This window comes from Arthrobacter sp. UYP6 (assembly GCF_040547315.1).
GTDB lineage: Bacteria > Actinomycetota > Actinomycetes > Actinomycetales > Micrococcaceae > Arthrobacter_B.
In genome coordinates, this window is the sequence record NZ_JBEPPM010000014.1 from 54,521 (window position 1) to 79,974 (window position 25,454).

The 25,454-nt window shown below is 65.4% G+C and carries 25 protein-coding genes; 8 read left to right on the forward strand and 17 right to left on the reverse strand.

What is annotated here, in order from left to right; all coding sequences use genetic code 11:
• Window positions 1–63: 63 nt before the first annotated feature.
• Window positions 64–693, reverse strand: coding sequence for a DUF3000 domain-containing protein (locus ABIB35_RS12740; RefSeq protein WP_354182049.1), 630 nt, complete (start codon window positions 691–693; stop codon window positions 64–66).
• Between the two features lie 524 nt (window positions 694–1,217).
• Here ABIB35_RS12740 and solA point away from each other — a divergent pair.
• Window positions 1,218–2,393 (forward strand): N-methyl-L-tryptophan oxidase, encoded by a 1,176-nt coding sequence (solA, locus tag ABIB35_RS12745; protein WP_354181929.1) that lies wholly within the window; start codon window positions 1,218–1,220, stop codon window positions 2,391–2,393.
• A gap of 41 nt (window positions 2,394–2,434) precedes the next feature.
• Here solA and ABIB35_RS12750 read toward each other — a convergent pair whose 3' ends face one another.
• Entirely contained in the window at window positions 2,435–2,941 is a 507-nt protein-coding gene (locus ABIB35_RS12750; RefSeq protein ID WP_354181930.1) for a MarR family winged helix-turn-helix transcriptional regulator, read from the reverse strand.
• Between the two features lie 92 nt (window positions 2,942–3,033).
• On the opposite strand from ABIB35_RS12750, the gene ABIB35_RS12755 reads away from it, so the two are divergent.
• Both ABIB35_RS12755 and ABIB35_RS12760 read left to right on the forward strand, forming a co-directional pair.
• Window positions 3,034–3,702 (forward strand): NADPH-dependent F420 reductase, encoded by a 669-nt coding sequence (locus ABIB35_RS12755; protein ID WP_354181931.1) that lies wholly within the window; start codon window positions 3,034–3,036, stop codon window positions 3,700–3,702.
• A 45-nt stretch (window positions 3,703–3,747) separates the two neighbouring features.
• Window positions 3,748–4,794, forward strand: coding sequence for an LLM class flavin-dependent oxidoreductase (locus ABIB35_RS12760; protein WP_354181932.1), 1,047 nt, complete (start codon window positions 3,748–3,750; stop codon window positions 4,792–4,794).
• Window positions 4,795–4,859: 65 nt separating this feature from the next.
• Here the strand turns inward: ABIB35_RS12760 and ABIB35_RS12765 are convergent, their stop codons facing one another.
• The 5 genes from ABIB35_RS12765 to ABIB35_RS12785 all read right to left on the reverse strand — a co-directional run bounded on the left by ABIB35_RS12765 (window position 4,860) and on the right by ABIB35_RS12785 (window position 10,466).
• Window positions 4,860–5,933 (reverse strand): threonine aldolase family protein, encoded by a 1,074-nt coding sequence (locus ABIB35_RS12765; RefSeq protein ID WP_354181933.1) that lies wholly within the window; start codon window positions 5,931–5,933, stop codon window positions 4,860–4,862.
• A 43-nt stretch (window positions 5,934–5,976) separates the two neighbouring features.
• Window positions 5,977–6,750, reverse strand: a complete 774-nt coding sequence (locus tag ABIB35_RS12770) for an SDR family oxidoreductase (RefSeq protein ID WP_354181934.1) — start codon at window positions 6,748–6,750, stop codon at window positions 5,977–5,979.
• Window positions 6,751–8,142 (reverse strand): DUF6421 family protein, encoded by a 1,392-nt coding sequence (locus ABIB35_RS12775; protein ID WP_354181936.1) that lies wholly within the window; start codon window positions 8,140–8,142, stop codon window positions 6,751–6,753.
• 179 nt (window positions 8,143–8,321) lie between these two features.
• On the reverse strand, window positions 8,322–8,633 hold the full coding sequence (locus tag ABIB35_RS12780) for a hypothetical protein (protein ID WP_354181937.1): 312 nt from the start codon (window positions 8,631–8,633) through the stop codon (window positions 8,322–8,324).
• A 252-nt stretch (window positions 8,634–8,885) separates the two neighbouring features.
• The gene (locus ABIB35_RS12785) at window positions 8,886–10,466 is read right to left on the reverse strand and encodes a peptide chain release factor 3 (RefSeq protein WP_354182051.1); all 1,581 of its coding nucleotides are present in this window, start codon (window positions 10,464–10,466) and stop codon (window positions 8,886–8,888) included.
• A gap of 320 nt (window positions 10,467–10,786) precedes the next feature.
• Here ABIB35_RS12785 and ABIB35_RS12790 point away from each other — a divergent pair, with 320 nt between their 5' ends.
• The 5 genes from ABIB35_RS12790 to ABIB35_RS12810 all read left to right on the forward strand — a co-directional run bounded on the left by ABIB35_RS12790 (window position 10,787) and on the right by ABIB35_RS12810 (window position 16,616).
• Complete coding sequence (locus tag ABIB35_RS12790; protein WP_354181938.1) at window positions 10,787–11,953, forward strand: acetyl-CoA C-acetyltransferase; 1,167 nt, start codon at window positions 10,787–10,789, stop codon at window positions 11,951–11,953.
• A 219-nt stretch (window positions 11,954–12,172) separates the two neighbouring features.
• The gene (trpS, locus tag ABIB35_RS12795) at window positions 12,173–13,216 is read left to right on the forward strand and encodes a tryptophan--tRNA ligase (protein ID WP_354181939.1); all 1,044 of its coding nucleotides are present in this window, start codon (window positions 12,173–12,175) and stop codon (window positions 13,214–13,216) included.
• Between the two features lie 842 nt (window positions 13,217–14,058).
• A complete protein-coding gene (locus ABIB35_RS12800) occupies window positions 14,059–14,490 on the forward strand; it encodes a nuclear transport factor 2 family protein (protein WP_354181940.1) in 432 nt (143 codons plus the stop codon).
• 13 nt (window positions 14,491–14,503) lie between these two features.
• Window positions 14,504–15,973, forward strand: coding sequence for a purine-cytosine permease family protein (locus tag ABIB35_RS12805; protein WP_354181941.1), 1,470 nt, complete (start codon window positions 14,504–14,506; stop codon window positions 15,971–15,973).
• Window positions 15,960–16,616, forward strand: coding sequence for a cyclase family protein (locus ABIB35_RS12810; RefSeq protein WP_354181942.1), 657 nt, complete (start codon window positions 15,960–15,962; stop codon window positions 16,614–16,616). Before ABIB35_RS12805 ends, ABIB35_RS12810 begins: the two co-directional genes overlap by 14 nt.
• Here ABIB35_RS12810 and ABIB35_RS12815 read toward each other — a convergent pair.
• From ABIB35_RS12815 to ABIB35_RS12860, 10 genes are all read right to left on the reverse strand, one after another.
• Window positions 16,584–17,096, reverse strand: coding sequence for a DUF2809 domain-containing protein (locus tag ABIB35_RS12815; protein WP_354181943.1), 513 nt, complete (start codon window positions 17,094–17,096; stop codon window positions 16,584–16,586). The two genes, ABIB35_RS12810 and ABIB35_RS12815, sit on opposite strands and share 33 nt — an antisense overlap.
• Window positions 17,097–17,138: 42 nt before the next feature.
• Window positions 17,139–17,738 (reverse strand): V-type ATP synthase subunit D, encoded by a 600-nt coding sequence (locus ABIB35_RS12820; protein WP_354181944.1) that lies wholly within the window; start codon window positions 17,736–17,738, stop codon window positions 17,139–17,141.
• Entirely contained in the window at window positions 17,735–19,150 is a 1,416-nt protein-coding gene (locus tag ABIB35_RS12825; RefSeq protein WP_354181946.1) for a V-type ATP synthase subunit B, read from the reverse strand. Before ABIB35_RS12825 ends, ABIB35_RS12820 begins: the two co-directional genes overlap by 4 nt.
• Window positions 19,137–21,029, reverse strand: coding sequence for a V-type ATP synthase subunit A (locus ABIB35_RS12830; protein WP_354181947.1), 1,893 nt, complete (start codon window positions 21,027–21,029; stop codon window positions 19,137–19,139). Before ABIB35_RS12830 ends, ABIB35_RS12825 begins: the two co-directional genes overlap by 14 nt.
• A complete protein-coding gene (locus ABIB35_RS12835) occupies window positions 21,014–21,541 on the reverse strand; it encodes a hypothetical protein (RefSeq protein WP_354181948.1) in 528 nt (175 codons plus the stop codon). Before ABIB35_RS12835 ends, ABIB35_RS12830 begins: the two co-directional genes overlap by 16 nt.
• Entirely contained in the window at window positions 21,541–21,768 is a 228-nt protein-coding gene (locus ABIB35_RS12840; RefSeq protein ID WP_354181949.1) for a hypothetical protein, read from the reverse strand. Before ABIB35_RS12840 ends, ABIB35_RS12835 begins: the two co-directional genes overlap by 1 nt.
• The gene (locus tag ABIB35_RS12845) at window positions 21,765–22,226 is read right to left on the reverse strand and encodes an ATP synthase subunit C (protein ID WP_354181950.1); all 462 of its coding nucleotides are present in this window, start codon (window positions 22,224–22,226) and stop codon (window positions 21,765–21,767) included. The genes ABIB35_RS12840 and ABIB35_RS12845 overlap by 4 nt, the downstream gene beginning before the upstream one ends.
• Window positions 22,223–23,524, reverse strand: a complete 1,302-nt coding sequence (locus ABIB35_RS12850; protein ID WP_354181952.1) for a V-type ATPase 116kDa subunit family protein — start codon at window positions 23,522–23,524, stop codon at window positions 22,223–22,225. Before ABIB35_RS12850 ends, ABIB35_RS12845 begins: the two co-directional genes overlap by 4 nt.
• Entirely contained in the window at window positions 23,511–24,560 is a 1,050-nt protein-coding gene (locus ABIB35_RS12855) for a hypothetical protein (RefSeq protein ID WP_354181954.1), read from the reverse strand. Before ABIB35_RS12855 ends, ABIB35_RS12850 begins: the two co-directional genes overlap by 14 nt.
• A gap of 114 nt (window positions 24,561–24,674) precedes the next feature.
• Window positions 24,675–25,325: a hypothetical protein gene (locus ABIB35_RS12860; RefSeq protein WP_354181956.1), complete on the reverse strand. Its 651-nt coding sequence runs from the start codon at window positions 25,323–25,325 to the stop codon at window positions 24,675–24,677.
• Between the last annotated feature and the right edge of the window lie 129 nt (window positions 25,326–25,454).

Genomic DNA, 25,454 nt, shown 5'->3' on the forward strand with positions numbered 1-25,454 from the left:
GGTCTCTTGGCCCGGTTCGGAGCCGGAATGAGCCCGTTGCGCCCGAAGAAGGATGTGCTTAGGCTAGCTTCGGCGCATCCGCGGAAGGGGAGTGACGCCGTCGGGTAGGGGCGGCAGCCCCGCGAACGTGCAGACCATGTCCGACCAGGCTTCCAAATGCGCCTGCACATCGGCGGAATCCGGTGTCCAGGAGGCACGTAGCTCAATGTCAATGGCATCCCCCCGGCCGGCGAGTGTTCCGTAACTTTCGGAGAGGATCCGGGTGGCCGTTCCGCCGGCGGAGGAGTACCCGGCGCCGTGTTCCTGCAGGGCCTCCACCAGCCAGGTCCACGCGACCGAGCCCACGAGTTCGTCGTTGCCCATATCCGGTTCCAACTCGGCCCGTATATACGTGACGATCCTGAAGGTTCCGTTCCACACCGCGGACCCCTCCGGGTCATGCAGCAGGATGAAGCGACCCGTCGCCAGCTCGGTCTGCTCCGGAATGACGATTCCGGACGGGCCGTGGCCAAGTCCTTCGTCCAGTGCCAGGGGCCCGCTTGCCAGGACCTCGGCGCCGAGGGACACGGCAAAGGGTGCCAGCCTTGCCGGTGCCGGAATCTCGTTTAGGTGCAGCTCAGGGCGGCACTGCGCACGCCGCAGGGAACCGAGGGCTTTCAGGAAGTCTGGGGGTACTTGTGATAAGTCACCGATTGCACTCACCTTCGCAGACTACGGGTGCAGGGCTCAGGCAAAGGATGAGGCTCGCCGAAGAGTCCCTTTTGTTACCTGCCCAGCCTATGAGGGGTTGCTGCAGGCGGGAAGAGTGTGACCCTGTGCCGCGGCTGTAACGGAGTACCCTGCCGGCGGGAACGCCGGTTTCTCCCGTTTTTGTGCAGGAACGCTGGTTACGCCGTAAATCCTGAGCTAGTCCTTATGGTGCGGGCGGCCAGCTTGGCCGCGCTGCTCCGGAGAACTTTTTCTCACATAGTGGACCAGCCCGATGACGGCGGCTGCAATAAGTAAAACGATCAGAAAAACTGTTATGTGCCAGAGCTGCAGAGAAGCCACGTATTCCTTCTTTCGCCGAGCACTTGCGGGACGTGTTTCAGCCCACGGTAGCTCATGACCCGGGCCGGGCGGTGCAGGTTTACCGTTCCGGCGCTGCTTCACATTTCCCGGCGGCGTCGGCACCGGACATAGTCTGGAAGCCGGGTCTCATGGGTGAAGGAGCAGGCGTGTCAAAGGGATATTCGCACATTGTGATTGGGGCCGGAGCCATCGGCTCGGCCACTGCTTACTGGCTGGCGGCCAATGGGGCCGAGCGGGTGCTGGTGCTTGAGCAGTTTGACCTGATGAACACGCTGGGATCTTCCGGAGACCACTCCCGGATCATCCGCCATGCCTACCACAGCACCGACTACACGTCGCTGACGCCGGCCATGTTTCAGGCCTGGGATCAGCTGGAGGAACGTTCGGGACTGAAACTCGTCTATAAGACCGGTGGATTGGATCTCGCGCCGGCCAACAGTGTTGGAGCTGCGGATATCGCCGGGTACAAAGCGGCGATGGACGCCGTGAATATCCCCTATGAAACGTTGACTGCTGCGGATATCCGGGCACGCTACCCGCAGTGGCACATCGAGGAAAACGTCAGCGGCATCTACCAGGAAGACGGCGGGCTGCTGGATATCCGCAGGGCTGTTTCGGCGCATACCTCGCTGGCTCTCGCCGCAGGCGTGGAGTTCCTGCCGCGCACCAAGGTGGAAGGCATCAAACTCCGGGCGTCCGACGTCGACGTCGTTACCTCCGCGGGCACGTTCACCGCCGACAATCTGGTGGTCTGCGCAGCGTCCTGGCTGGGGGAACTCATGCCCGATCTGGGCCTTAATTTCCGTCTCACCCTGTCCCAGGAACAGGTGAGCTACTTTGCCAGCCGGAACCTGGGACGTTTCACTCCGGACAAGTTTCCGATCTGGGTCTGGCACGATGCGCAGACGTTTTATGGCTTCCCGGTCTACGGTGAAGCGGCCACCAAGCTGGCCCGTGACATGCGCGGCCGGTACATTTCCAGCGGCGAGCGGGTCTTTGCGGGCGACGACGGCGAAGCAGCCATTCTGCACGCTTTCCTCACCGCACACCTGCCGGAAGCCGCCGGTCCGGTGCTGGCCAATAAAACGTGCGTTTACGACATGCCGGCCGACCGCGACTTTGTTCTGGATACGCTCCCCGGCCACTCCCATGTGGCTGTCTTCAACGGTGCGGGCCATGCCGGCAAGTTCAGCAGCCTGATCGGAAAGATTATGGCGGACCTGATGCTGCAGGGCAGTACCGAGCATTGTATTGATGCCTTTAAGCTCACGCGGCCGGCCATTACCGATCCCGGTTTTGCGGGCACTTTCCGTCTGGGCTAACCCGCCTGGTCCTACCCCTCTGGTCTAATAACCCGGGCACATCAGGGCACATTGTCCATGGCGTCACAGGGATTAGTGCCGGGTTGGGCCTGATGGACGGACGCTGCCAGCTGGCTGATCAGGGAGCCGAGGGTTTGGGCTTCGATGGCGGAGAAACCGGAGAGCAGGTCCGCTTCGGCTGCCGCCACGCGTTCTTCGAAGGCGGCAAGGGTCTTTACCCCTGATTCGGTGGCAATAATCTTCCGCGCCCTCCGGTCGGCGGGATCGGGAATGCGCTGGACCACCCCGGCGTCCACCAAGGTATCCAGCAGGTACGTCAGCACCGTGCGGTCGATGGCCAGATGGGCGCCCAGTGCCTGCTGGTTCGCCGGATCCCGGTGGACCACAGTGGAAAGTACCTGGTATCCCCTGATGCCGGCCGGCATGCCGTCAACGGCAGCCTCGAAACGGCCCTGGTAGCCACGAAGGGCCATACCCAGATTCCGGCCAAGGTCCCCGGGGACGCTGGTCCCGGCGGTCGGGACAGGGTTTTGTGTGTCAGTGGCCATAACCAGATCATACACTCGAGTCTGAGGTTGCACAGATGTTCTGTTCTACATATAGTCTGTGGAACAACATATCTTCGTTAGGGAACCGGTCCATGAACGTCAGCAAGCAGCAAACAGCCCGCACCATCGGAATCCTGGGTGCCGGCCGGGTCGGTACGGCTGTGGCCCGCCAGGCCGTGAAGGCCGGCTACCAGGTTAGTATTGCCACCGCCAAGCCGGCGGAGGAAATTGCGCTGCTGGTGGAGGTCATTGTGCCCGGCGCCGCTGCCGTCTCGGCGGCGGACGCAGCAGCGGCGGACCTGGTGGTGGTCGCTGTGCCGCTGCACAAATACGCCACGCTTCAGCCCGAGCTGCTCGCCGGAAAAACAGTCATCGATGCCATGAACTACTGGGCACCGGTTGACGGGGCCATCGATGACTTCGAAAAGGACGACCGGACCAGCAGCGAGGTCATTCAGTCATTCCTGGCCGGGGCCAAGGTCGTCAAGTCACTGAATCATATTGGTTACCACGACCTGGAGGCGGACAGCCGGGAACCCGGCACCGCCGGCCGGCGCGCCCTCAGTCTTGCCGGCAATCACGCTGATGCCAAGGCCCTTGTGGCCGGCTTCATCGACCGGCTCGGATATGACCCCGTGGATGCCGGCCTGCTGGCAGCGGGGCGTGCCTTTGAGCCGGGCACCGAGATCTTCGCCGGAAGCCATACCGCCACCACACTCCACGCGATCCTCGTCTCCGCGGGCTACAGCACGGCAGCCTGAGCCGCGGGCCACCTGCACATCCTCACTTCATCCTTAGGAGAAACCATGGAACTGGGCGCCTACAGCTTTGGCGACACCCCGCGCAATCCGGACGGCAGTCTCCGCCCCACGGCGGAGGCCATCCGGAACCTCTTCGACGCGATTGTTGCGGCAGATGAGGCCGGACTGGATTATTTCGGCGTTGGCGAGCACCACACGCTGGATATGCCGGCCTCCTCTCCCGGAGCGGTCATCTCCGCCGCGGCCGGCGCCACGAGGCAGATCAAGCTGGGGAGCGGCGCCAGTATCATCAGCACCGATGACCCGGTCCGCGTGTTCCAACAGTTCGCCACCGCGGATGCGATCTCCGGCGGACGGGTGGAGATCACCGCCGGCAGGGGATCCTCGGTGGAGACCTTTCCGCTGTTCGGCTACGACCTCCAGGACTATGACCGTTTGTACGCGGAAAAGCTGGATCTGCTGATGACCATCAATCAGAGCCAGGACAGCAAGGCCCGGATCACCTGGGCCGGCTCGGTCCGCCCGAATGTGGACGGACTGGCCGTTGTTCCGCGGCCCGTCAACGGCCAGCTGCCGCTCTGGCTGGCCACCGGCGGGAGTGCTCCGTCGTCCGTGCGGGCCGGGAAACTCGGCCTGCCGATTTCCTACGGGATCATTGGCGGCGCCCCGGAGAACTTTGCTCCGCTCGCCGAGCTCTACCGCCGCTCCGCCGCAGCTGCCGGGCACACCGGTGCGAACATCAGGGTGTCCGTGGCCGCTCTGGGGCTCATCGCCCCCACTAAGGAGGAAGCTATGGAGCGCTTCTATCCCGGGTGGTACAACCTGAACATGGAGATGGGTAAACTCCGCGGCTGGCCCGCCCCGCAGCGGCGCGCCTTCGTGGCCCAGGCCCACGCACCGGGCGCCTATTACATTGGCGCACCCGATGAGATCGCGGAGCGGATTGTGGATCTGCATCGCCACATGGGCCATATGCGGCACTTCCTGCAGATGGATGTTGGCGGCCTGCCGCAGGAACATTTCCTTGAATCCATCCGACTCCTGGCCACGGAGGTCAAGCCCCGGGTCGAACGGCTGTTGAAAGCAAAGTAGCTGAACAGCCAAACGCACCGGCGGGTGTGCCCGCCGGTGCGCGCGCCGTTACCGGGTCTGGGGATCTACAAGGTCACAGGATCCGCAGCAACCTCGCGGGCAATGGCGTCGGCAAACGCGTCGACGTCGTCCTCGGAGGTGTCAAAGGTGCACATCCAGCGCACCTCGCCGGTGGCCTGGTCCCAGTCGTAGAACCGGAACGAGGACCGCAGCCGGTCAGCCGCACCCGCGGGCAGCTTGGCGAACACCGCATTGGACTCCGTGGGCTGGGTCAGCTCGACGCCGTCGATCTTCTCCACTGCAGTGCGCAGCCGCTGCGCCATGGCATTGGCGTGCGAGGCCGAACGCAGCCACAGGTCCTCCCCGTACAAGGCGACGAACTGGGCGGAAATGAAACGCATCTTGGAAGCCAGCTGCATGTTCATTTTGCGCAGGAAGTCCAGCCCGGGGGAGGCCTCCGGGTTCAGCGAGACGATGCACTCGCCGTACATCATGCCGTTCTTGGTGCCGCCAAGCGAAAGAATATCGACGCCGGCTTCGGTGGTCATGGCGCCCAGGCCCACCCCCAGCGCCGCGGCGGCGTTGCCCAGCCGGGCGCCGTCCATGTGCAGGGCCATGCCGTGCTTGTGGCAGTGCTCGGCGATCGCGGTGATTTCGGCAACTGTGTAGAGCGTGCCCAGTTCGGTGGACTGCGTGATGGACACGGCCAGCGGCTGGGCGCGGTGCTCATCGCCCCAGCCCCAGGCTTCCTGGTCGATCAGTTCAGGCGTCAGTTTGCCGTCGTCAGTGGGGATCTGGAGCAGCTTCATGCCGCCGATGCGTTCGGGAGCACCGTTTTCGTCCACGTTGATGTGGGCGGTGGAGGCGCAGATGACAGCGCCCCAGCGCGGCAGGAGTGACTGCAGAGCGGTCACGTTGGCGCCGGTGCCGTTGAAGACCGGGAAGGCGCGCATCTGGCTGCCGAAGTGCGTGGTCAGGACCTCGCGCAGCTTGGCTGTGTAGACGTCTTCGCCGTAGGCCACCTGGTGGCCCTGATTAGCGGCAGTGAGTGCATCCAGGATTTCGGGATGGACCCCGGAATAGTTATCGGAGGCAAACGCGCGGATGGATATGTCATGCAGGGGGGAAATGTTGGTCACAGTGTCCAGTATCTCTTACGGGGTGTTCGGTTTGAACCGCGGCTCAGACGTGCGGGACCAGCGAGATGCGTTGCCCGTTCAGCTGCGCGGCATCCTGGCTAAAGAGGCCGACGGCGGCCTCGGCCAGGGTCTGCACATCGGTGTACGTGCCGAAATTACGGTCCGGCTCGGCGGCGCGCATGGCATCGTCCACCAGGGCCTTCACCACAAAGACGACGGCGGCCGAGTGCTGGGGCTGCGGGTTTACCTTTGCGCCGGACTGGGCGCGGCGGAAGCCCTGAGCGATGGCCTGGACCCAGGCCTCGGCGGCGGCCTTGGCCGCTGCGTATCCGGCGCCGCCGGCGGTGGGGGAGTCCACCGAGGTGGAGGAGACAATCGCCAACCGGCCGTCGTCGGAGGCTGCCAGCTGATCATAAAAGCTGCGGCTGACGTTGCGCAGGGTCTGCAGGATGTTGGTCTGCAGGAAGTCCCAGTCATCTTCGGACTGCCCGGTGATGCCGCCGCCTCCGCGCCAGCCGCCCACCAGATGGATCAGCCCGTCGATCCCGCCATAGATCTCCTGCAGGTCCTGCGACAGTGCATCCACGTCGCCGGGGTTGGAGAGATCGCAGGTGCGCAGATCGGCGTCGAACAGCTCAAAGAGGGTGGTCTCCAGCCGGGCGGCGTCGCGGCCCACGGCCACTACCTTTGCCCCGGCAACTTCCAGCGCCTTACACGCAGCGACGCCGGAGGCGGACGCGGCACCGGCCACCAAAACGGTACGGCCCCGCAAGGACTGGTCAGAGGCGGACGTTCCGGTGGCCGGCGTTGTACTCATTTAGTTCGAACTCCCTGTGATTCCCGAGGTGGACTCGATGACCGGGGCCATTTTCTTGGACAGCGCTTCGTAGAACATGGACAGCGGGAATTCGTCGTCCAGCACCTGGTCGGTGAGCCCGCGCGGCGGACCGTCCAGCGGCAGGGCGTCCGGGCCCTTGGCCCAAACAGAGGCCGGGTTGGGTGTCAGCGTGGCGGAAACCAGGTCGTAGGCGGCAAACCAGTGGGCGGTCTTCGGCCGGTCGATGGAGCGCCAGTACAGTTCCTCGATGTTCGCGCCCAGGCGGACAACGACGTCGGCCACGTCTTCCCAGTCGATGCTCAGTTTGCCGTCGGTCCAGTGCAGGACGTGGTTCTGGTGCATCCAGGCGAACAGCAGCTGCCCGCCGAGGCCGTCATAGTTGCGCACCCGGCTGCCCGTAATAGCGAACCGGAAGATCCGGTCAAAGATCACCGCGTACTGGACCAGCGTGGCATGTTTGCGGGCTTCCGGGGAAGCGTCCTCGTCCTTTTCGATTTTCACGGCTTCCCGGAAGGCGGTGAGATCGCAGCGCAGCTCCTCCAGGGAATAGAGGAAGTACGGCATCCGCTGCTTGATCATGAACGGGTCAAAGGGCAGATCTCCGCGCATGTGCGTGCGGTCGTGGATCAGGTCCCACATGACAAAGGTGTCCTGCGCCAGCTTTTGATCATCCAGCAGTGCAGCCGCGTCCTCGGGCAGGTCCAGTGAGGTGATCTCGGCAGCGGCCCGGAGCACGCGCCGGAACCGGGCGGCTTCGCGGTCGGCAAAGATGGCGCCCCAGGTGAAGGTGGGGGTTTCACGGACGGCCACTGATTCGGGGAACAGAACCGCTGAGTTGGTGTCATAGCCGGGGGTGAAGTCTCTGAACCGGATCGGTACAAAGAGCTTGTTGGAGTACTCGCCTGCCTCCAGTTCGCCGATGAATTCCGGCCAGATGACTTCGATCAGCACGGCTTCGACATAACGGTTGGTGGAACCGTTCTGCGTATACATGGGGAACAGGACCAGGTGCTGCAGTCCGTCAGTGCGGTCCAGCTGCGGGGAAAAGACGAGCAGGGAATCCAGGAAATCAGGTTCGCCCAGTCCATCGGCAACCCAGCGCTGCAGGTCGCTGACCACCAGGGACAGGTATTCGGCGTCGTGCTCAAAAGCGGGAGCCAGGGCTTCGACGGCGGCGGCAACCACTGACAGGAGCTCCTCGGCCGCACTCCTGTTCTCAGCGTCCACTGAGCCGTCCTTGTTCTGCAGCAACTGCAGGTCCGTCGCCGCCTGTTTCAGGGCCTGCCAGGCCTCGGAATCCTCCGCGGCGGCACCGGTGGGAACCGGGGCAAAACCGGGATGGGAGAGTGTGGGGAACGCATGAACAGACATGGCTGCGACCTTCCGGAGGGAGGCCGCCCCGAACCAGTGGAGCGGCAGTAAGTAGTGCGTTGAGCATACTCACGAAAAACTAACGCTTACCTGATTTCGGGCTTCTGATTAGAAATTCTTACGCTCAGCGCGGGTGCGTGACGCGTCGACCGTTACATCTCCTGCGGATCAGATGCTGATCAGGTGGCCGGGGTGGGTTCCAGGTCGACTGTGCCGTCCTGAATCACGATCTGCTGGTCCGGGCACACCTGTTCGGTGATGACAACCTCTTGGCCGGAAGCGAATTCGACACGGATGTCCCCCTCGGTGCAGCCGTATCCGAGGATCTGGACCCCGCCGTCGGGATCGACAGTGAAATCCTGATTCCCGGTGGAGACCCTCACCTCGTCAGGGCCTTCGTTGCTGAAGGCGAGGTCGCCGGTAGGGGTGCAAGCGGTGAGGGCTGCGGCCAGAGACATCACAAAGAGCACGCTTCCCCCGAGTTGCTTCACCTGTCTCATTGTGGCCCCCGCCGGCTCGTTCCTCGTTCAGCTCTTGTGCCAGCGAGCCTATACCCGGGCTTCGGCTTTGTCCCGGCCGGGCCGGTGCGTGCATCTGTGGTCCGGGCGCCCGGGCTGCACACGGCGGCCGACACGATGAAATTGGCCAACACGACGCCCGCATCCGGCGGGATGTGGGCGCCATCCAGCACTCACGCAACCCCGGACGGCAAGCGGATAACGCTGCTGCGCCTTCCGTGGAGCCTAGTAGCCGCGGCTGTTAGGGGATTCCGTGCCGATGACGGTTAGTGAAATCTCCGGATGGTTCTTTTCGACGCGCCGCAGGGCCCAAATATCGTTGAACAGTGCCAGATAGGCGCCGTCAGTGCGCTGCAGGACTTCGGCGCCGTGCACGTTGGCCAGGATTTCCGCTGCGTCCGGCGTGGTCAGTCTCGCCAGCGAGTAGGAGAGCTGTTCATAGCGCATCGGGGCGTTGAAGTCCTGCGTCATACGGTCCTCCACCACCTCAAACTGCATGGGCCCGACGGCGGCCAGCACGGGTGCCTGGTCTCCGCGCCGGTCCGAGCGCAGCACCTGGATAATGCCCTCATGCTCGAGCTGGTCGATGCCGCGCCGGAACTGCTTGTAGCGGCTGGGATCCTTGGATCGGGCCACTCGGAAGTGCTCGGGGCTGAAGAACGGAATCGGCGGGTACTCCACTGCCTCCTCCACGTACAGGCTGTCGCCTACCCTCAGGGCGGAGGCGTTGACCAGCCCGACGACGTCGCCCGGGTACGCCTGGTCGATCACCTCGCGTTCGCGGCCGAAGAGGTGCTGGGCGTATTTGGTGGCGAAGGTTTTGCCGGTGTTGGAATGCGTGACCACCATGCCGCGTTCAAAGATGCCGGAGCAGACGCGGATGAAGGCCACGTGGTCGCGGTGGGCCTTGTTCATGCCGGCCTGGACCTTGAAGACAAAGCCGGAGAACGGAGCCTCGACCGGGCGCAGCCCGCCGTCCTTGTCTTCGCGGGGTCCGGCAGAAGGGGCCAGATCCACCAAGGCGTCCAGGATCTGCTTCACGCCGAAGTTCAGGGCGGCGGAGGAGAAGAGGATGGGAGTGGCCTTGGCGGCCAGGAAGGCATCCCGGTCAAACTCGCGGCCGTCGATGACCAGCTCGGCTTCGCCCAGGGAGTCCTCCCACACGTCGCCTTCGCGGGCCAGGGCATCCTCGGGGCTGAGGTGCTCTTCCTTGGCCAGGGAGGCACCGGAGTTCTGCCGTTCAAAGTGGACGTATTCGTCCTTCTGCAGGTCCCAGACGCCGCGGAAGTCGCCGGCGATGCCCACGGCCCAGGTCAGGGGCATGGGGGTGAGTCCCGTACGTTCGGTGATCTCATCCATCAGGGCCAGCGGGTCCAGCCCGGGCCGGTCCCACTTGTTGATGACGGTGATGATGGGCAGGTTCCGGGCGCGGCAGACCTCGAAGAGCTTCATGGTCTGGGTTTCCAGGCCCTTGGCCGCATCCACCAGCATGACGGCGCAGTCAACGGCGGCGAGGACGCGGTAGGTGTCTTCGGAGAAGTCGGCGTGGCCCGGGGTGTCCAGCAGGTTGATGACCGTGTCCCGGTACGCGAACTGCAGGGCCGTGGAGCTGATCGAGATGCCGCGGTCCTTTTCCATCTGCATCCAGTCGGAGACCGTCTCGCGGCGGTTTTCCTTACCGTTGGTGGCACCGGCCGTGCCGATGACGCGGGCATGCAGTGCCAGAGCTTCGGTGAGCGTGGACTTACCGGCGTCGGGGTGGGAGATCACCGCAAAGGTGCGTCGCCGGGAAGATTCCCGGGCGATGGCCTGATTCGCCGACTTGCCGGCCGGGCTGGTGGTGGCGCTGACGGTGGGCTGAACCTGTAAGGACACTCCGCTGCTTTCACGTGTGGTGGGTGTGTGGCCGCAGGGTTGGACACTCGCGGCTGCGCTGCCAGCAATGACAGCCTTTCCATTCTAGCCGGTGCCGGGGCGGGCCCCGACGGAGGTCAGCGGGAGGGCACGATCAAAGGGCGGCCATGGCGCGGCCGAATGCATACCAATGGTCTGGTGCCGGCGTCGTTTTCATCCCTTACTGTGGGGTGAAACACAGCAGTCTGACGACGACGAAAGGCCCTGTCCCCATGACTGAAGCATTCATTATTGACGCAGTGCGTACCCCCGTGGGCCGACGAAACGGCGGGCTGAGCAAGATCCATCCCGCCGATCTGGCCGCCCATGTGATTGCCGAGACAGTCCGGCGTACTGGAATCGATTCCGCGGAATTTGATGAAGTCATCCTGGGGGCCATTGACCAGGTGGGCCCGCAGTCCATGGACATTGCACGCACGGCCTGGCTGGCGGCGGGCCTCTCCGAGCGGGTCCCCGGCACCACGGTGGAACGGCAGTGCGGTTCCGGACAGCAGGCGGTGTCCTATGCTGCGCAGGCGGTCATGAGCGGAACCAGTGATCTGGTCCTGGCCGGCGGAGTCCAGAGCATGTCCTCAATCCCCCTTGGCTACGCCAACACCGCTGCGCGCGAACTGGGCTTTTCGGACCCCTTCACCGGGTCCACTGGCTGGGCCGAGCGCTACGGGGACCAGACGGTCTCCCAGTTCCTAGGTGCGGAAATGATGGTGGACAAGTGGGGCCTGACCCGGGCCGAGATGGAGGACTTCGCTGTCGAGTCCCACGTCCGGGCCCTCGCCGCCCAGGCCCAGGGCCGCTTTGACCGCGAAATCCTGCCGCTAAACGGCATTAGCGCGGATGAGGGGCCGCGGGAACCGAACCGGGCCAAGATCGAGTCCCTGGCTCCGCTGTCCGAGGGTGGCCGGCTCACTGCTGCCACGTCGTCGCAGATTTCCGATGCTGCCGCAGTGCTGCTGCTCGCTTCCAAGGACGCCGTGCGCCGGTACGGCCTCAGGCCCCGCGCGCGCATTCATTCGATTTCGGCCCGCGGCGACGATCCCATTATGATGCTCAGCGCTCCTATTGAAGCCACGCGGCATGCCCTGGGCCGGACCGGCATGAGCCTGGCGGACATTGACCTGCTGGAAATTAACGAGGCCTTCGCTTCCGTGGTGTTGGCCTGGCAGCGTGAACTTAATGTGGACATGGACAAGGTGAACGTCAACGGCGGCGGTATTTCCCTGGGCCATCCCATTGGGGCCACCGGCGCCCGCATCATGACCACGCTGCTCCATGAACTGGAACGCACGGGTGGACGGTACGGACTGCAGACCATGTGCGAAGGCGGCGGGCAGGCCAACGTCACCATCATTGAACGCCTCGATGAGGGGTTCCGGCTGTAGGGCTGTTTGCCCGGCCGGTCTCCTTCCACAGCGTGTGCGGACGGGAGCCGCCCGGCGTTAGGATGGCCGCATGAACAAATACCCCATGAGTTGGTGGCGGCTGCACTAGGCAGCCGGTTCATTAATCATGTCCGCGGGCTGCACGGCAGCCTGCGACGCGTTCCTTCTCCGGCATCCGCAGCGCTGGCAGCTCAAAACGCTCAGATAGAGGAACAGTCAATGAATTCATTTGACGCTGTGGAACAGCGTTCGCTCGAGCTTGCCCAGGCCGTCCTGCAGGCGCCTGGGGACTACCGGGTACTTACCGGTGAACGGCCCACCGGACTCCTTCATCTTGGCCACTTTTTTGGCAGCATAGTCGAGCGGATCAGACTCCAGCGCGCTGGGGTGGATGCTTTTCTGGTCCTTGCCGACTATCAGGTGATTGCCGACCGCGATTCCATGCCGCGGGTGCGCGAGTACGTCTATAGCGCCGTTGTGGATTATCTTGCCGCCGGCATGGATCCGGATCAGACAACGATCTTTACCCACTCGTCGGTCCCCGCACTTAACCAATTACTGCTTCCGTTCCTGAGCCTGGTCACGGAAGCAGAGCTGCACCGCAATCCGACGGTGAAATCGGAGCTGGCTGCCTCCGGGCGGGCGCTAAGCGGACTGCTGCTCACCTATCCCGTGCATCAGGCAGCGGACATTCTGTTCTGCAAAGGAAACCTGATTCCCGTTGGAAAGGACAACCTGCCGCACATTGAGATGACACGCGTTATAGCCCGGCGCTTCAACGAACGGTACGGCAGGGTTTTTCCGGAGCCGGAGGCTTTGCTTACCTCCACTCCGGAGGTACCGGGCCTGGATGGGCGCAAGATGTCTAAAAGCTATGGCAACGCAATTGCGCTGGGAATGTCCGCGGACGAAACAGCGCAGGTCATTCGGCGGACGCCCACTGATTCAGAACGCCGCATCAGCTTTGACCCCGAGTCGCGCCCCGGCGTGTCAGCTCTGCTATCCACCTCCTCACTGTGTACGGGGAAAACACCGGAGGAGATAGCGGAGAGCATCGGGGACGCTGGCAGTGGAGCGCTCAAAAAACTCACCACGGATGCAGTCAACGGTTTCCTCGCCGGCCACCGTGAGCGTCGGGCTGAGCTGGCCAAAGACCCGAGTTTTATTGGGGACGTCCTGCGACGGGGCAACGAACGGGCCAATCAGGTAGCCGTCCAAACCCTCGACGAGGTTCGAACGGCCATGGGTACGCGCTACGAGTAGAGTCCACAACCATTAAGCTTCGGCGCCTCCCTTCCCGGATTTGTCTCTGATATGGGAGTGTTCCGACGGGCCGATCTGTTCCACCTTGATCCGTGCGCTGCTGTCGTCTAGGCGCTGGTTGAACTTCCTGGCTTCTGCCACCGACGTCCAGGCAGAGCCGTTACTTATCTCGAACGGCGTTCTGAGGTCTTGGACTTTAGCTGCATTTGATTTGACCGAGGTGTCCTGAATGCTGGTGGGTGCTGCATCCAAGGCCTTCTTGAGCTCGTCCGCGGGAGGTTAAGCAAATGAGTAACGCTGAGCGTTTGAAATGCCTACGATTATCCCCTTTGCGAGTCATGCCATCGCCTTCGCAAACGGTGGGTGCACCGCGCCATGCGATGCGTTCAACCTGCCATAACTCCGGTGTGCTTATGCAGAATAGTGAGACTAAAGGAGTAATTCCCAATTGCAAGGTAGCGCCGGGAACAGTTGAGTATTACTGTTTCGATGCGCAGTATGAGTTAGCTGCGGGCGGTGAAAGGCGCTGATGGTGATTGCGCTGATGGTGATTGCAAGCGCAGGACGGAAAATCCGGCTGAGCACAGGGGCTCATATCCGGGGTGGGACTTCACCATCATTGAACGCCTCGATGAGGGTTCCGGCGCTGGGAATACTCCGGCCCGTGCCGGCCCAGTTCCGTCGGCTTCGTACCGCCGGACCCGGCTCAGGCCGACGGGCCCGGTTGACAAGTGACTCCAGTCACTTGACACTGGTGTTTTCTAATAAGCACTATTTGTTTACTCGCTGGTCGTTGCCTGATGTACCGGCCCGCGAATAAGCGAAGCGCCGGAAGGGCCGTTATGAATTCTCACCACCAGGTCGATCAGCTGACCGAAGGGGAGGTCCTCGCCGCAGCGGAGGAGCTCGTCACCGCTTTTTCCCGGACGGATACGGACGCCTACTTTGCGGCTTTCGCACCCGACGCCACCTTCGTCTTCTACTCAGAGGCGCAGCGTCTCGAAAGCCGAGGCGACTACGAGGCGCTCTGGAAGGGCTGGCTCGCCGAAGGGTGGTCCGTGGTTCGCTGCGAAAGCACCAACGCTCGGGTGCAGCTGTGCGGAACAAGCGCCGTGTTCAGCCACACAGTGGAAACCACCACGCAAACCGGAGGTGTCCGCGATACCACGCGGGAGCAGGAGACCATTGTCTTTGCCCGGCTGGATGATGGCGGCCGGATAGTGGCGGTCCATGAGCATCTCTCCCTCCGGCTGCCCGCCGGCGACGCCGCGTAGGGCCGGCACCGCTATGGCATCACGTGAGGCCGGCTCAGGCCGGGGAACAGAAACGTCCACGGCCGGCCGGCCGGCTGCAGGAACCAGGCCCTCCGCCTGGACCCGCGTCTCCCGCCGGCTGGATGAAGACTCCGAAGGCTACGGCCCCATCCGCGGAACCCTGGGTACGGGCCGGATCGGCATGATCTGGCTCGCTGCCAACCTCGTGGTCACCACTCTGCTTACCGGCACCCTTTTTGTGCCCGGTGTTACCTGGCCAACGGCAGTGGGCATGATCGTGCTGGGAACCGTCATCGGTGGCACCGTCCTGGTGCTGATCGGCAATATGGGTACCCGCACCGGCCTCCCCACTATGTCCCTGTCCAAGGGTGCTTTTGGGCTCCGCGGCTCGTTCGTGGCCGTGGCCGCAAACGTGGTGATCCTGATGGGGTGGAGCTGGGTACAGGCCATGCTGGCCGGCGTCACCGTGAACTTCCTGGTGGAACGCGCCACCGGATTCTCCTCGCCGGTTCTGTTCTCCGTCCTCTGCCAGCTGCTGGTCGTGGCGCTGGCCATCTTTGGACACAAGGGCATTGCCCGGGTGGAGCCGTGGCTGGCGCTGGTGATCCTGGCCATCATGGGCTACATCTTCACGGTTTCCTTCACCACGTTCCCGCTGGCCGAGTTCGCCGCCATCCCCGCGGATCCCGCAGCCGGCTGGTCGGCGATCACGGTGCTCGACGTCGTCATTGCCACCGCGGTCTCCTGGACCGTACTGTCCGCTGAGTTCAACCGCCTGGCCCGGACGCAGACGGCCGGTGTGGCGGGGTCCGCCGTCGGCTACCTGCTCTCCACTGTCCTGGCAATGGTGCTGGGCGCTACGGCCATCGGCTATGTGGTGCTCGACGGCGGGGAGGCCGTGGGCTTCGAGCCGGCAGTCATCGTGGGGGTCTTCGGTGCACCTCTTGCCGTGGTCATCTTCCTCTCCGTCATGGCCACGAACACGATGGTGGTCTACGGGATGGTCTCCTCCGTGGTGAACATGGTTCCGTCGCGGAAAATCCGCTTTCTTCCCACCGCGCTGGTACTGGGTGCGGTGTCCATCCTGGGGTCTACCTGGCTGGGGCTGCTGGACAGTTTCACCTCCTTCCTCACGGTGATTGGTTCGCTGTTCATTCCCGTCTTCGCGGTAATGATCGCCGACTACTACCTCGTCAACAAGTCCTCCTACACGGCCGATATCCTCCGCGCCCGCGGCGGCCGCTACTGGTTCCGGGCCGGATTCAATGTGCCGGCTCTCGTTACCTGGCTGCTGGGCGCCGCCGTCTCGGTGCTGCTGACCTACGCCGTCGCCAGCCCGATAGGGGCCACCATTCCCACCTTCCTGTTCAGCTTTGCCCTTTACTGGGGCTGGTGTGCCGCGTCCGGAAGGCTCGTCTCCGGGTCGCCGGTATCCCGGCATCTGAGCGGGGCCGGAATTGAGGCTGAGCATGCAGGTAGTTGACCTCAGCCACCCCGTGGTCACCGGAATGCAGGTCTTTCCCGGGGACCCCGATGTCCGCCTGAAGAATGCCGCCACCGTGGCGGAGGACGGCTTCCAGGTAGCGGAGCTGCACCTCGGCAGCCACAGCGGCACGCATCTGGACGCGCCGCTGCATACCGTTCCGGACGGTGCCAGCGTGGATCAGCTTCCCCTGGACATGCTGATGGGCCGCGCGAGGATTGTAGCGGTACCGGGCGCAGCCGAGCATGGCCGCATCCGGTGGCAGGACGTGGCCGGGGGCCTGGAAGGAATGTCGCCGGGCACGATCGTCCTCTTCCACACCGGTTGGTCCGCTGACTTCGGTACGCAGCGCTATCTTCGGCATCCATCGTTCGAGGCCGGGATTGCCGTCCGGCTCCTCGAAGCGGGCGTGCGCCTGGTGGGCGTGGACACCCTGAATCCCGACCCCACGCCACCTGCAGGTTCCACCGGGCCGGCCGTGCTTCCCTTCCATGACGTGTTCCTGGGAGCAGGCGGCGCCATCATTGAGAACCTCACCAATCTGGCGGCAGTTCCGTGGCCGGATCCGCTGTTCTCGGCGCTTCCGCTGCGGCTGGCCGGAGTTGACGGTTCACCGGTGCGGGCCGCGGCCTTCCGGCTCTGATTCGGGACACCAGGGGCCGGCAGGCTCCCTTTTGTCATGCAATGCTCCGGTGCCCGGGCGCAGCAGCCAATCCGTCAGCGCGGCAACACCGCCGCCCGCCGCGTACGCGGGTAGGTCCCAGGGATTGAAGGTGGTGCCGAAGACCAGCCGCAGCGGCGCCCACTGCATTCCCCACTGCGCCGGCCACGGTGTGAGCTGAAAGAGTTCAATGACCACGCAGAGAACCACGGCGGCAGCAGCCACCGCAGCACCGCGTGCCCGGGGTGCCGTAAAGGCCAGCAGCAGGTAGATCAGCACCGCGTACAGGATTCCGCCTGCTGCGTCACCGGCCGCACCGGCCAGCCCCGTGCGTGCCCATAGTCCGGCAGCCACCACAGCCACGGCCGCTCCGGCCAGCAGCATCCGGCGGACGGTTACTCCGCGTGGGGGTGTTGGGCGCTGTGTTGGGCGCGGGGACAACACTCGGCGGAGAGAGGGCATGACCGCAGGCTACCTCAGGGCCGCAGGAGAAGTGTTAGCCCGTCAGAGCAGCCCGGCGGACCAGCGCAGCCGCAGGCTCTCCTCCAGCTCCTGCTCGGCGACCTTGCGTTCAATCTCCGCAAGCTGCTCCTGCAGCGACGGAATCCACCGGTTTTCGACCGCACGCTGCCGGGTGCGGGTGGCAGCCAGTTCCCGGGAAACCAGCAGCAGGGCCCGGCTGGCGCTCGCAGCTTCAACTGCCGCCTGCAGTGCCTCCCGGTGCGTGGCGAGGGCATAGGCCAAGGCTGAGCTGCCGCCGATTGGTGCCGGCTCGGGCAGGATGCACTCTGCGCCCTGAGGGAAGGAAATGCCCATGGCCCCGCCCCACTCCAGCCGCACGGTGGCGGTCTCATCCGGTGCCGCTTCCCTGATGCGGTCCTGACCGTCCAAACCGGCAGCCCGCTGCAGCCAGAGCGCAGCCCGGGCGGCCTGCTCCTGCCAGGTGCTCCGGGCGGCGTCGGCTTTCTCCTGCATGCCCTTGATAGCGATCTGCAGGATCCGCTCCTTGCGGTCCAGCAGCTGCGCACCGCGCGTGGCCGTGGCCAGGCGACGCTGGACATCGGCCTTCTCCGCACGGCTGCCGCCGCCGCGGAACCCGCTCACAGCCGGGCACCGCCTATCGGCCCGGGAAGGTATTTGTCCAGGAACGCCGACGAGAGCATGCTCAGCTCCCGGCGCGGCAGCAGCGACAGGGCGCGCCAGGCCCGGTCCATCGTTTCGTCAAAGGTCCGGAGCTCATCGCGGCCCTGATTGAGCAGATCCCGCTCCACCACGGTGCGGAACTCGATGTAGGCATTGTCCGTCTCGCTGAGTGCTCCGGCACCCACCAGTTCGGCCAGTTCCGCAGCGGATCTGGCCCGGGCCATGGCGGAGAGGATCTGGGCGGCCACGTCCAGATGGTCCTCACGGGTCCGGCCTTTTCCCGCGCCGCTGCGCATCAGACGGGACAGGGACGAGAGTTCATCCACCGGAGGATAGATTCCCCGCGCGTCCACCTCGGGATCCAGGACCACCTGTCCCTCGGTGATATACCCGGTCAGGTCAGGCACGGGGTGCGTGATGTCCCCGGCCGGCATGGTCAGGACCGGCACAATGGTCACCGACCCCTCCCTGCCCTGGACCCGGCCGCAGCGCTCATAAAGCTGCGCCAGGTCGCTGTACAGATAGCCGGGATAACCGCGGCGGGCAGGAATCTCGCGTCGGGCGGCGGAGACCTCGCGGACGGCCTCGGCGTAGCTGGTCATATCCGACATCACCACCAGCACGTCGGAATCGTGGTCGTAGGCCAGAGACTCGGCCACGGTGAGCGCTATCCGGGGTGTGAGGATGCGTTCAATCACCGGATCATCAGCGGCGTTCAGCAACAGCACCAGTTCTCCGGCAGCGGAGCGTTCCTCCAGCCGGTCCCTGATGTAGGCGATGTCTGCGTGCGTCATGCCCATGGCGGCAAACACCACCCGAAAGGCCCGTCCGGCGGAGGTGGTGGCCTGCGCCGCGATCTGGGTGGCCAGTGTCAGGTGCGGGAGGCCGGGCACGGAGAAGATGGGCAACTTTTGTCCGCGCACCAGCGTGGTCAGGGCGTCGATCGCGGAGATACCCGTGATCACCGGATCCTTTGGCGGCTCGCGGTAGACGGGATTCAGGGGCCAGCCGCCCACCGGCATCGACGTCTCCGCGGTAACGGGCGGGCCGCCGTCGAGCGGTTCCCCGCGTCCGTTGCAGACCCGGCCCAGCCAGTCCAGGCCGGTGGGAACCGCCAGCGGCCTGCCCTGGAAACGGACCTCAATACCGCCGAGCGACATGCCTTCGGTGCCTTCGAGGATCTGCAGGGTGGTCTCATCCCCGTCCACCTCCAGCACCAGGCCGTGCCGGTCCGGCTGCCCGGCAACGGCAACGGTGGCGAACTCATCCCAGCCCACGCCGGCCGCGTCGCCCAGGACCAGCAGGGGACCGCGCAGCTCACGCACTCCGGTGTGGCCCACGCGGGGCACCGCACTGCTGTCAGGTTCCCCCATCTGCGCCTCCCGGTACTTCCTTCACTGGCTCGCCAACACTCTCCGGTGGGTTCACGCCCGGTGGTCCGGAGTTTCGTTTTTCGGCGCCGGAGTCCCTGTCACTCTGGCTGGGGTTGCCCAGCTGCTGGAGCTGCCGCACAAAGGCGTTCCCCCGCGTGAGGACGCCGTCGGCATCGGTGGGCCCGGTGTCCTCACGCAGCCGCAGCACCGGGGTGAAGTCCAGGCGCTCGACGTCGGCGGGCGGCACTCCGCGCGCCACCAGGGTCTGGCAGGCATCCACCACGTCCAGCACGATCTGCAGGAGGGCAGATCCTTTCTCGGCGGAGGAATAGCCGTCGTTGGGGCTGAGCGCGTTCTGCAGCAGGACGCCGTCGCGCACCAGCCGCCCGCCCAGGAGCACCATCTGCTCATGTCCGGGCAGGGAAGCGGCTCCGATGATGTCCGCCAGGGCGCTGAGCCGGTCCGCCTCGGAGAGCAGCAGCGAGGCGGAAGCCCTCCGCTGGGCCCAGAGGGGATCACCGTTCGAGGCATGCCACCGGGCCAGGGCATCGGCGTCGCGGGAGAAGGAGCCGCGCCAGCTGACCGCCGGATAATGCCGGGAATACGCCAGCTCGCGGTCCAGTACCCAGAGCGACCGCACAAAGCGCTGGGTGTCCGTGGTGACGGGTTCGCTCATGTCGCCCCCGGGAGGAGAGACGGCGCCAATGACAGTGACCGACGCCGTCGCTCCGCCGAGGGTGCGCACCCGCGCCGCCCGCTCATAAAAGGCCGCGAGTTCGCTGGCCAGCGACGCCGGGTAGCCTTCCTCCGCCGGAAGGTCGCCGTTGCGGTTGGCGAACTCCCTCAGGGCCTCGGCCCATCGGGAGGTGGAATCGGCGATCACCACGGCGTCGTAGCCCATGTCGCGGAAGAATTCCGCCACGGTAACCCCGCTGGCAATGGAGGCTTCGCGGGCCATCATGGGCATGTTGGAGGTGTTCGCGATGATGACCGTCCGGTCGATCAGCTTCCCGCCGGTCCGCGGGTCTTCCAGCCCGGAGAGCCCGTCCAGGACGTCCGCCATCTCGTTGCCGCGCTCGCCGCAGCCCACGTACACAATGACGTCGGCGTCGGACCACTTGGCAATCTGCTGCAGGGTGAGGGTCTTGCCCGTTCCGAATCCGCCGGGAACAGCGGCGGCTGAGCCCCGGGGAAGCGGGAAGAGCAGATCAAGAACCCGCTGGCCCGTCTGCAGGGGCACCGCATCGCTCAGGCGCTCGCTGAAGGGGCGTGCGCGGTGCACCGGCCACTGCTGCGCGAGCGGGATCTCCACCCCGCCCACGCGGGCCACGGCATCCAGCGGATGGACCGGGCCGGCGGCAAGCCACTGCACCTCGCCGCGAACGTTCGGCGGCACCATGACCCGGAACTCCACCGCGCCGGCGTCCGGCACGGTGCCGATGACCTGCCCGGGCCGCACGGTATCGCCCGGGGCCACCGACGGCGCAAAGGCCCATTCGGTGTTCAGTACGGTGGGATCTTCCGCTGAGGCCTGCCGGTCCTGGGTTAGCCACAGGGGAGCGGAGGACAGCGGGCGCAGCAGTCCGTCGAAGACTGTGCCCAGGAGACCCGGTCCCAGCAGTCCGGAGAGCTGGCTGCCGGTACGCTGCACGCGGTCGCCTGCCTTCAGTCCGCCGGTGTATTCGTAGGCCTGCAAGGTGGCATCGGCGCCGTTGATAGCCACCGCCTGCGCGGCTATGCGTGCAGGCCCAACGCTGACCACCTCCAGCATGGACAACCCCTGCAGCCCCGTAGCTTCCACCAGGGGCCCGCTGATCCGTGTGATGGTTCCCGTTTCCAGGCCGGTACTGCTGCCGGCCGGCCTTATCCTTCTGCCCATAACCGGGACACCTCCCCGGAACGGTTGTCCAGAGCCTGTTCGGCCAGAGTGGGAAGTGAGAGGTCCAGATGCCGGGAACCGGCGCTCGCCGTCACCCCGCCCTTGTAGCTCTCCGTAACGGAGGCCATGGGACCCAGAAGTGCATCCGCGCGGGCGGTGAGCCGGCGCAGGATCCGGGGATACCGAGGATCGCGGCGCAGCTCCTGGGCCTGCTCCATGACCCTGCGGATGAGTTCAGTCCGCAGCGCTTCCTGCTGTGCCAGGACGGTGCGCCGTGCCTCCCGGCGGATCCGTGCAGAGCGTCCAACCGCCTCAGTGCGCGTTAACTCCCTGCCCTGACGTGCAGCGGTGTTGCGGATTTCCTCCGCTTCCGCCCGGGCCGTTGCCAGGATCTCGTCGCTCTGCCGCCGGGCTTCGTCCGCCAATCGTCGGGCCTCCGTCTCCGCTCCGCGCCGCAGCGCGTAGCGAACTGGTTCAAGGGCGGTGTCGGAGCCGGACGGCAGCCGGCTCATCAGGGCAGCACCGCGGTCAGTGGCGCTGCCGGATCGTCGAGTTCGTCGGAGAGGGCGCGGGCAGCCGACGGCGTCAGCACCACCACTGACACCGTCTTCGGCAGGCCCGCCCAGGCGGCACGCACCTGGGCATCTCCGGCCGCCGGGTACAGGAGGGCACCGGCGAGCCCGAAGCCCGCCAGAAGTGCGGGTTCACCCAGCGCGGCTACGATGCCCGGGCTGCTCATGCCTGCCCAATCAGGATGATGGAAATGATCAGCCCGTAAATGGCGATGCCTTCCGCCAGACCCACCACCACCATGGCCCGGCCAAAGATCTCAGGCCGTTCGCTCATGGCCGCGAGTGCGGCAGAGCCGGTGTAGGCCACGGCGATGGCGGCGCCGATGGAGGAACCGGCGACGGCGATCGCGGCACCGATCAAAGCTGCACTGCTGCTGTCGTTTCCCTCCGTGGCCAGGGAAACAGCCGTGGAGGCTGCGCCGCCGTCGCCCGCTCCGGCACTTGCGGGCGCGGCGTTCAGTGCCGCAGCAAACAGTGCCAGGGCGCCGGCCATCAGCAGGGCGTTGAGGCCGAGCAGCGCTTTGATGCCGGTGCGCCTGCTGCGGCGCATCAGCGTCACTGCTCCCAGCGTGAGGAGGACAACAAGAATGAGGACCAGCGGAAGGCTGGCGAGCCAGGCGTTCATGGGAGATGCCTTTCAGCTGCGGGTGCAGAGGATGTGTCCGGATTCCACGGTCGGAACCGTCTGCCTTCCTCTTGGAAGACGCGGGAAAAGAGCTCGTAGTACTCCAGCCTCAGGGCCTGGATTCCGGCTACCAGTCCTTCGAGGGCGAAGGTGAGGAGATTGCCGACAATGAAGACCAAAATGGCGGCAATAGCCCGCCAGTCCGGAGCCCACAGTGCGGTGGTGGCCTGCCACACCACCATCATGAGGGCAGCATGGGTAAGGCCGAACGCTGCCAGGCGGGCGAAGGACACCAGATTGGACCCCAGCTGCACCACGGTGTCCACGAGTTCCACGCTGGCCTGCAGCCCGCCCGTCGCTCCGCCGCCTGACTCGGCAAAGAGTCCAATAAAAATAAGCACCAGGGCAAGCAGCGCAGCGATTCCGGCGATCACCAGGACGAGGGTGTTCGAGGCCAGCACCCCCCACGCCACCAGTCCGATCGCCGCGAACAGCAAGGCTCCGGCGAGCCCGGACCGGGCGTACAGGGCGTACCTCCAGCCTCCTTCGCGGACCCGGTTGATGGTGCCCAGCGCGTACGACCCGGCCAGGAGGACCGCGCCCAGGACTACGGCAGCGATCATCAGCGGAATCGGTTCCTCCAGCGGTTCCAGCCACAGCACCGGAATCACGCCCGTTGGTCCAAAAAACTCTCCATACAGGAAGCCGAAGAAAACAGCGGCAACTCCTGCGCCCGTGATGAAGAGCCAGGTCCGGCGGTAGCGTTCCAGCAGCGGAACCTTCAGGAACCGGATCAGCAGCCCGGCGATGACCAGCAGCGCTCCCTGCCCGGCGTCGCCGAACATCATCCCGAACATGACCACGTAGGCCACACCCGCGATCCGGGCCGGGTCCAGGTCCGCGTAGGGAACGGTGGTGTACGTGTCCACGAGCAGACGCGACAGAACCGGCACCTGCTTGCGGCGCCTGTCATCTCCGGTGAGCAGGGTGGGCGGCTGGACGCCGCGCGGGCGACGGAGTACGACGGCGGAGGCACCGTGCGGTTCCAGCGCCGCCTGCAGATCGGGTACCTGCCGCGACGGCGACCAGCCCACCAAAGCCGCCACCGGACCATGGACGACGGCTGCATCCGCCGCCCGATCGATTTCTTCGGGTCCGGTTCCGGGCTCGTAAGGCAGATCGAGTTCCACCGCGTCGCTCCGGGCCACCTCGGACAGCATGTCGTGCCGGGCGTCCAGCGGTGCCACCAGGGCGACGCGCTCCATCCGCACCGGACTCAGGGTTTCACGCCACGGCATCGAGCACCTCACTGTTTCCGGCGCCTACGGCAGCTGCAGCTAGTGCTGCCCGGACCCGCCAGGCGTCCACCGCCAGCACGGCCATTGCTCCCAGAATGACGTCCGGGCCGGGCAGTCCTGCACGGAGCAGGCTGAATCCATCTGCTTCCACCCGGGCAGCCAATGCAGCTTCGGCACGCCACAGATCCGTGGAGAGCTGCACACCGTCCAATGCTTTTGCCGTCCCTGGCGGAAGGACCGCGCGCAGGGCCTCAGGGTTTTCGGCGCCCGGCCAGCCGGTTCCGACAAGGGGCCGCAAGAGGGTCAGCAGGCGGTCCGCCGGAGCTGACCTGTGGACCAGTGTCAGCCGGGCGCAGATCAGTGCTCCGGCCGATGCCGCCCACGGCCTGACCGCAGCTGCTTCAGCGGTCAGCCGGCGCAGCCACACCACCGTGAGGACATCCGAAAGCTCTGCCTCCGTCCCCGGATCGCCCCAGGGAGAAGAAGCCAGCGTTGACCGCAGCCCCTGAACAGTGGTTGCGGTTCTGATCCTTGGCCATGCTGTTGCCAGGCCGCCCAGGTCAAAGAACCGGAGATCTCCGGGGGCATGCCCGCCGCCGGTGTTCCTGATAACGGTGTTCCTATTGGCGGTATTCCCGTCCGCCGCGGCGTCGCCGGCTGTGTCCCCGCCGCCTGTGTCCCCGCCGCCGGTGCCCCCGTCCGGCGCCGGCTGCTCCCGACGCAGCTGAAGATCCAGGGCCAGGATGTTGTCTGCTTCGAATGCTGCCGCAGCGGCGCGGACCAGCCGGGCACCTCCGGCAGGAAGCCATCCCGCAAGAACCCGCAGCTGCCACAGGACGGTTCTGCGGGTGGCCATGTGGGCCTCCGGCAGCGTGCTGACAGAACCCACTTCTGCGCTGTATCCGGTGTCCGCCAGTCGATCGAGCGCCGTTTGCAGACCCGGGGCCGCTGCGATCTCGCGGCACGTTCCCGCACCAACCCGACGCGCAGCCATGGAGCGGGCACGGACGGACGCGGCCACCCAATCTGCTCTCATCGCCCTGTGACTCTCATGCGGTGTCCTTCATGCGGTGTCCTTCATCCGGTGTTCTTCCTGCGGGTTCCTAGCTCCGGTTTTCAACAAGCGCGGGTCTCTCTCATCTGCCGTTGCTCATGTGCCGGGGTCTTTCAGATGCCGGTGCTTTCCTGATCCGCCGTCCTGATCGCCGGCGGGGGGAGTCCCGTCCTGCCGCTCATCTTGGTCAGAGTCAGAGTCAGAGTCGGAGTCGGAGCCGGAGGCAGAGTTGGAGCCGGAGCCGGAGCCGGAGTCAGAGCCGGAGTCAGAGTCGGAGCCGGAGGCAGAGTTGGACCCGGATCCGGAGTCAGAGTCGGAGCCGGAGCCGAGCAGATCCCGCACCAAGTCCGCAACAATCACGGCCGCCAATTCAGGCACGCGCGATTCGCCCCTTCGCTTCAGTTCCGCCGCCTCTTCAGTTGCAAGGTGCAGCATCTCTTCATCAGCCTGCTCGGCTTCCCGGGAGACAGCTGCTGCGGCATCGGCGCGCACCGCCCCGCTGTCCAAACGGGCTTGCTCCACCAGAGCAGCAGCCTGGGCCCGCGCCCGAGCAACCGTATCCGCGGCCCGCGCCGACGCATCCGTTGTCAAGTCCCCGGCCTCGCGGATGGTGGGGTCCAGGGCCTCAAAGACCGGGAGCAGTTCCGCCTCGGGGCCCTGGTCATCCGTGGCAGGAACCCCTGCTGGCCCGGCGGGCCCCGGGGCTCCCACCGGCCGAAAACGGTCCAGCAAACTATTGCGTGCCATCGAAGCACCTCCCATGAAGCAGTTGTGTGCCGACCTGCGGAACTGGACCTGGTGCGGAACTTGATCTGCTCTCACCCATCAGGACGTCCAGCCTTGTCCTCTCCCGGTTGTTGACCCGGTGCTACCTGT

Coding starts and splice junctions, on each gene's coding strand:
- ABIB35_RS12805 (WP_354181941.1), top strand. CDS start 14,504: ATGGCATCACGTGAGGCCGGCTCAGGCCGGGGAACAGAAACGTCCACG.
- ABIB35_RS12830 (WP_354181947.1), bottom strand. CDS start 21,029: ATGGGCAGAAGGATAAGGCCGGCCGGCAGCAGTACCGGCCTGGAAACG.
- ABIB35_RS12775 (WP_354181936.1), bottom strand. CDS start 8,142: ATGTCTGTTCATGCGTTCCCCACACTCTCCCATCCCGGTTTTGCCCCG.
- ABIB35_RS12755 (WP_354181931.1), top strand. CDS start 3,034: ATGAACGTCAGCAAGCAGCAAACAGCCCGCACCATCGGAATCCTGGGT.
- ABIB35_RS12860 (WP_354181956.1), bottom strand. CDS start 25,325: ATGGCACGCAATAGTTTGCTGGACCGTTTTCGGCCGGTGGGAGCCCCG.
- ABIB35_RS12835 (WP_354181948.1), bottom strand. CDS start 21,541: ATGAGCCGGCTGCCGTCCGGCTCCGACACCGCCCTTGAACCAGTTCGC.
- trpS (WP_354181939.1), top strand. CDS start 12,173: ATGAATTCATTTGACGCTGTGGAACAGCGTTCGCTCGAGCTTGCCCAG.
- ABIB35_RS12845 (WP_354181950.1), bottom strand. CDS start 22,226: ATGAACGCCTGGCTCGCCAGCCTTCCGCTGGTCCTCATTCTTGTTGTC.
- ABIB35_RS12810 (WP_354181942.1), top strand. CDS start 15,960: ATGCAGGTAGTTGACCTCAGCCACCCCGTGGTCACCGGAATGCAGGTC.
- ABIB35_RS12750 (WP_354181930.1), bottom strand. CDS start 2,941: ATGGCCACTGACACACAAAACCCTGTCCCGACCGCCGGGACCAGCGTC.
- ABIB35_RS12815 (WP_354181943.1), bottom strand. CDS start 17,096: ATGCCCTCTCTCCGCCGAGTGTTGTCCCCGCGCCCAACACAGCGCCCA.
- ABIB35_RS12850 (WP_354181952.1), bottom strand. CDS start 23,524: ATGCCGTGGCGTGAAACCCTGAGTCCGGTGCGGATGGAGCGCGTCGCC.
- ABIB35_RS12840 (WP_354181949.1), bottom strand. CDS start 21,768: ATGAGCAGCCCGGGCATCGTAGCCGCGCTGGGTGAACCCGCACTTCTG.
- ABIB35_RS12825 (WP_354181946.1), bottom strand. CDS start 19,150: ATGGGGGAACCTGACAGCAGTGCGGTGCCCCGCGTGGGCCACACCGGA.
- ABIB35_RS12790 (WP_354181938.1), top strand. CDS start 10,787: ATGACTGAAGCATTCATTATTGACGCAGTGCGTACCCCCGTGGGCCGA.
- ABIB35_RS12760 (WP_354181932.1), top strand. CDS start 3,748: ATGGAACTGGGCGCCTACAGCTTTGGCGACACCCCGCGCAATCCGGAC.
- ABIB35_RS12855 (WP_354181954.1), bottom strand. CDS start 24,560: ATGAGAGCAGATTGGGTGGCCGCGTCCGTCCGTGCCCGCTCCATGGCT.
- ABIB35_RS12770 (WP_354181934.1), bottom strand. CDS start 6,750: ATGAGTACAACGCCGGCCACCGGAACGTCCGCCTCTGACCAGTCCTTG.
- ABIB35_RS12800 (WP_354181940.1), top strand. CDS start 14,059: ATGAATTCTCACCACCAGGTCGATCAGCTGACCGAAGGGGAGGTCCTC.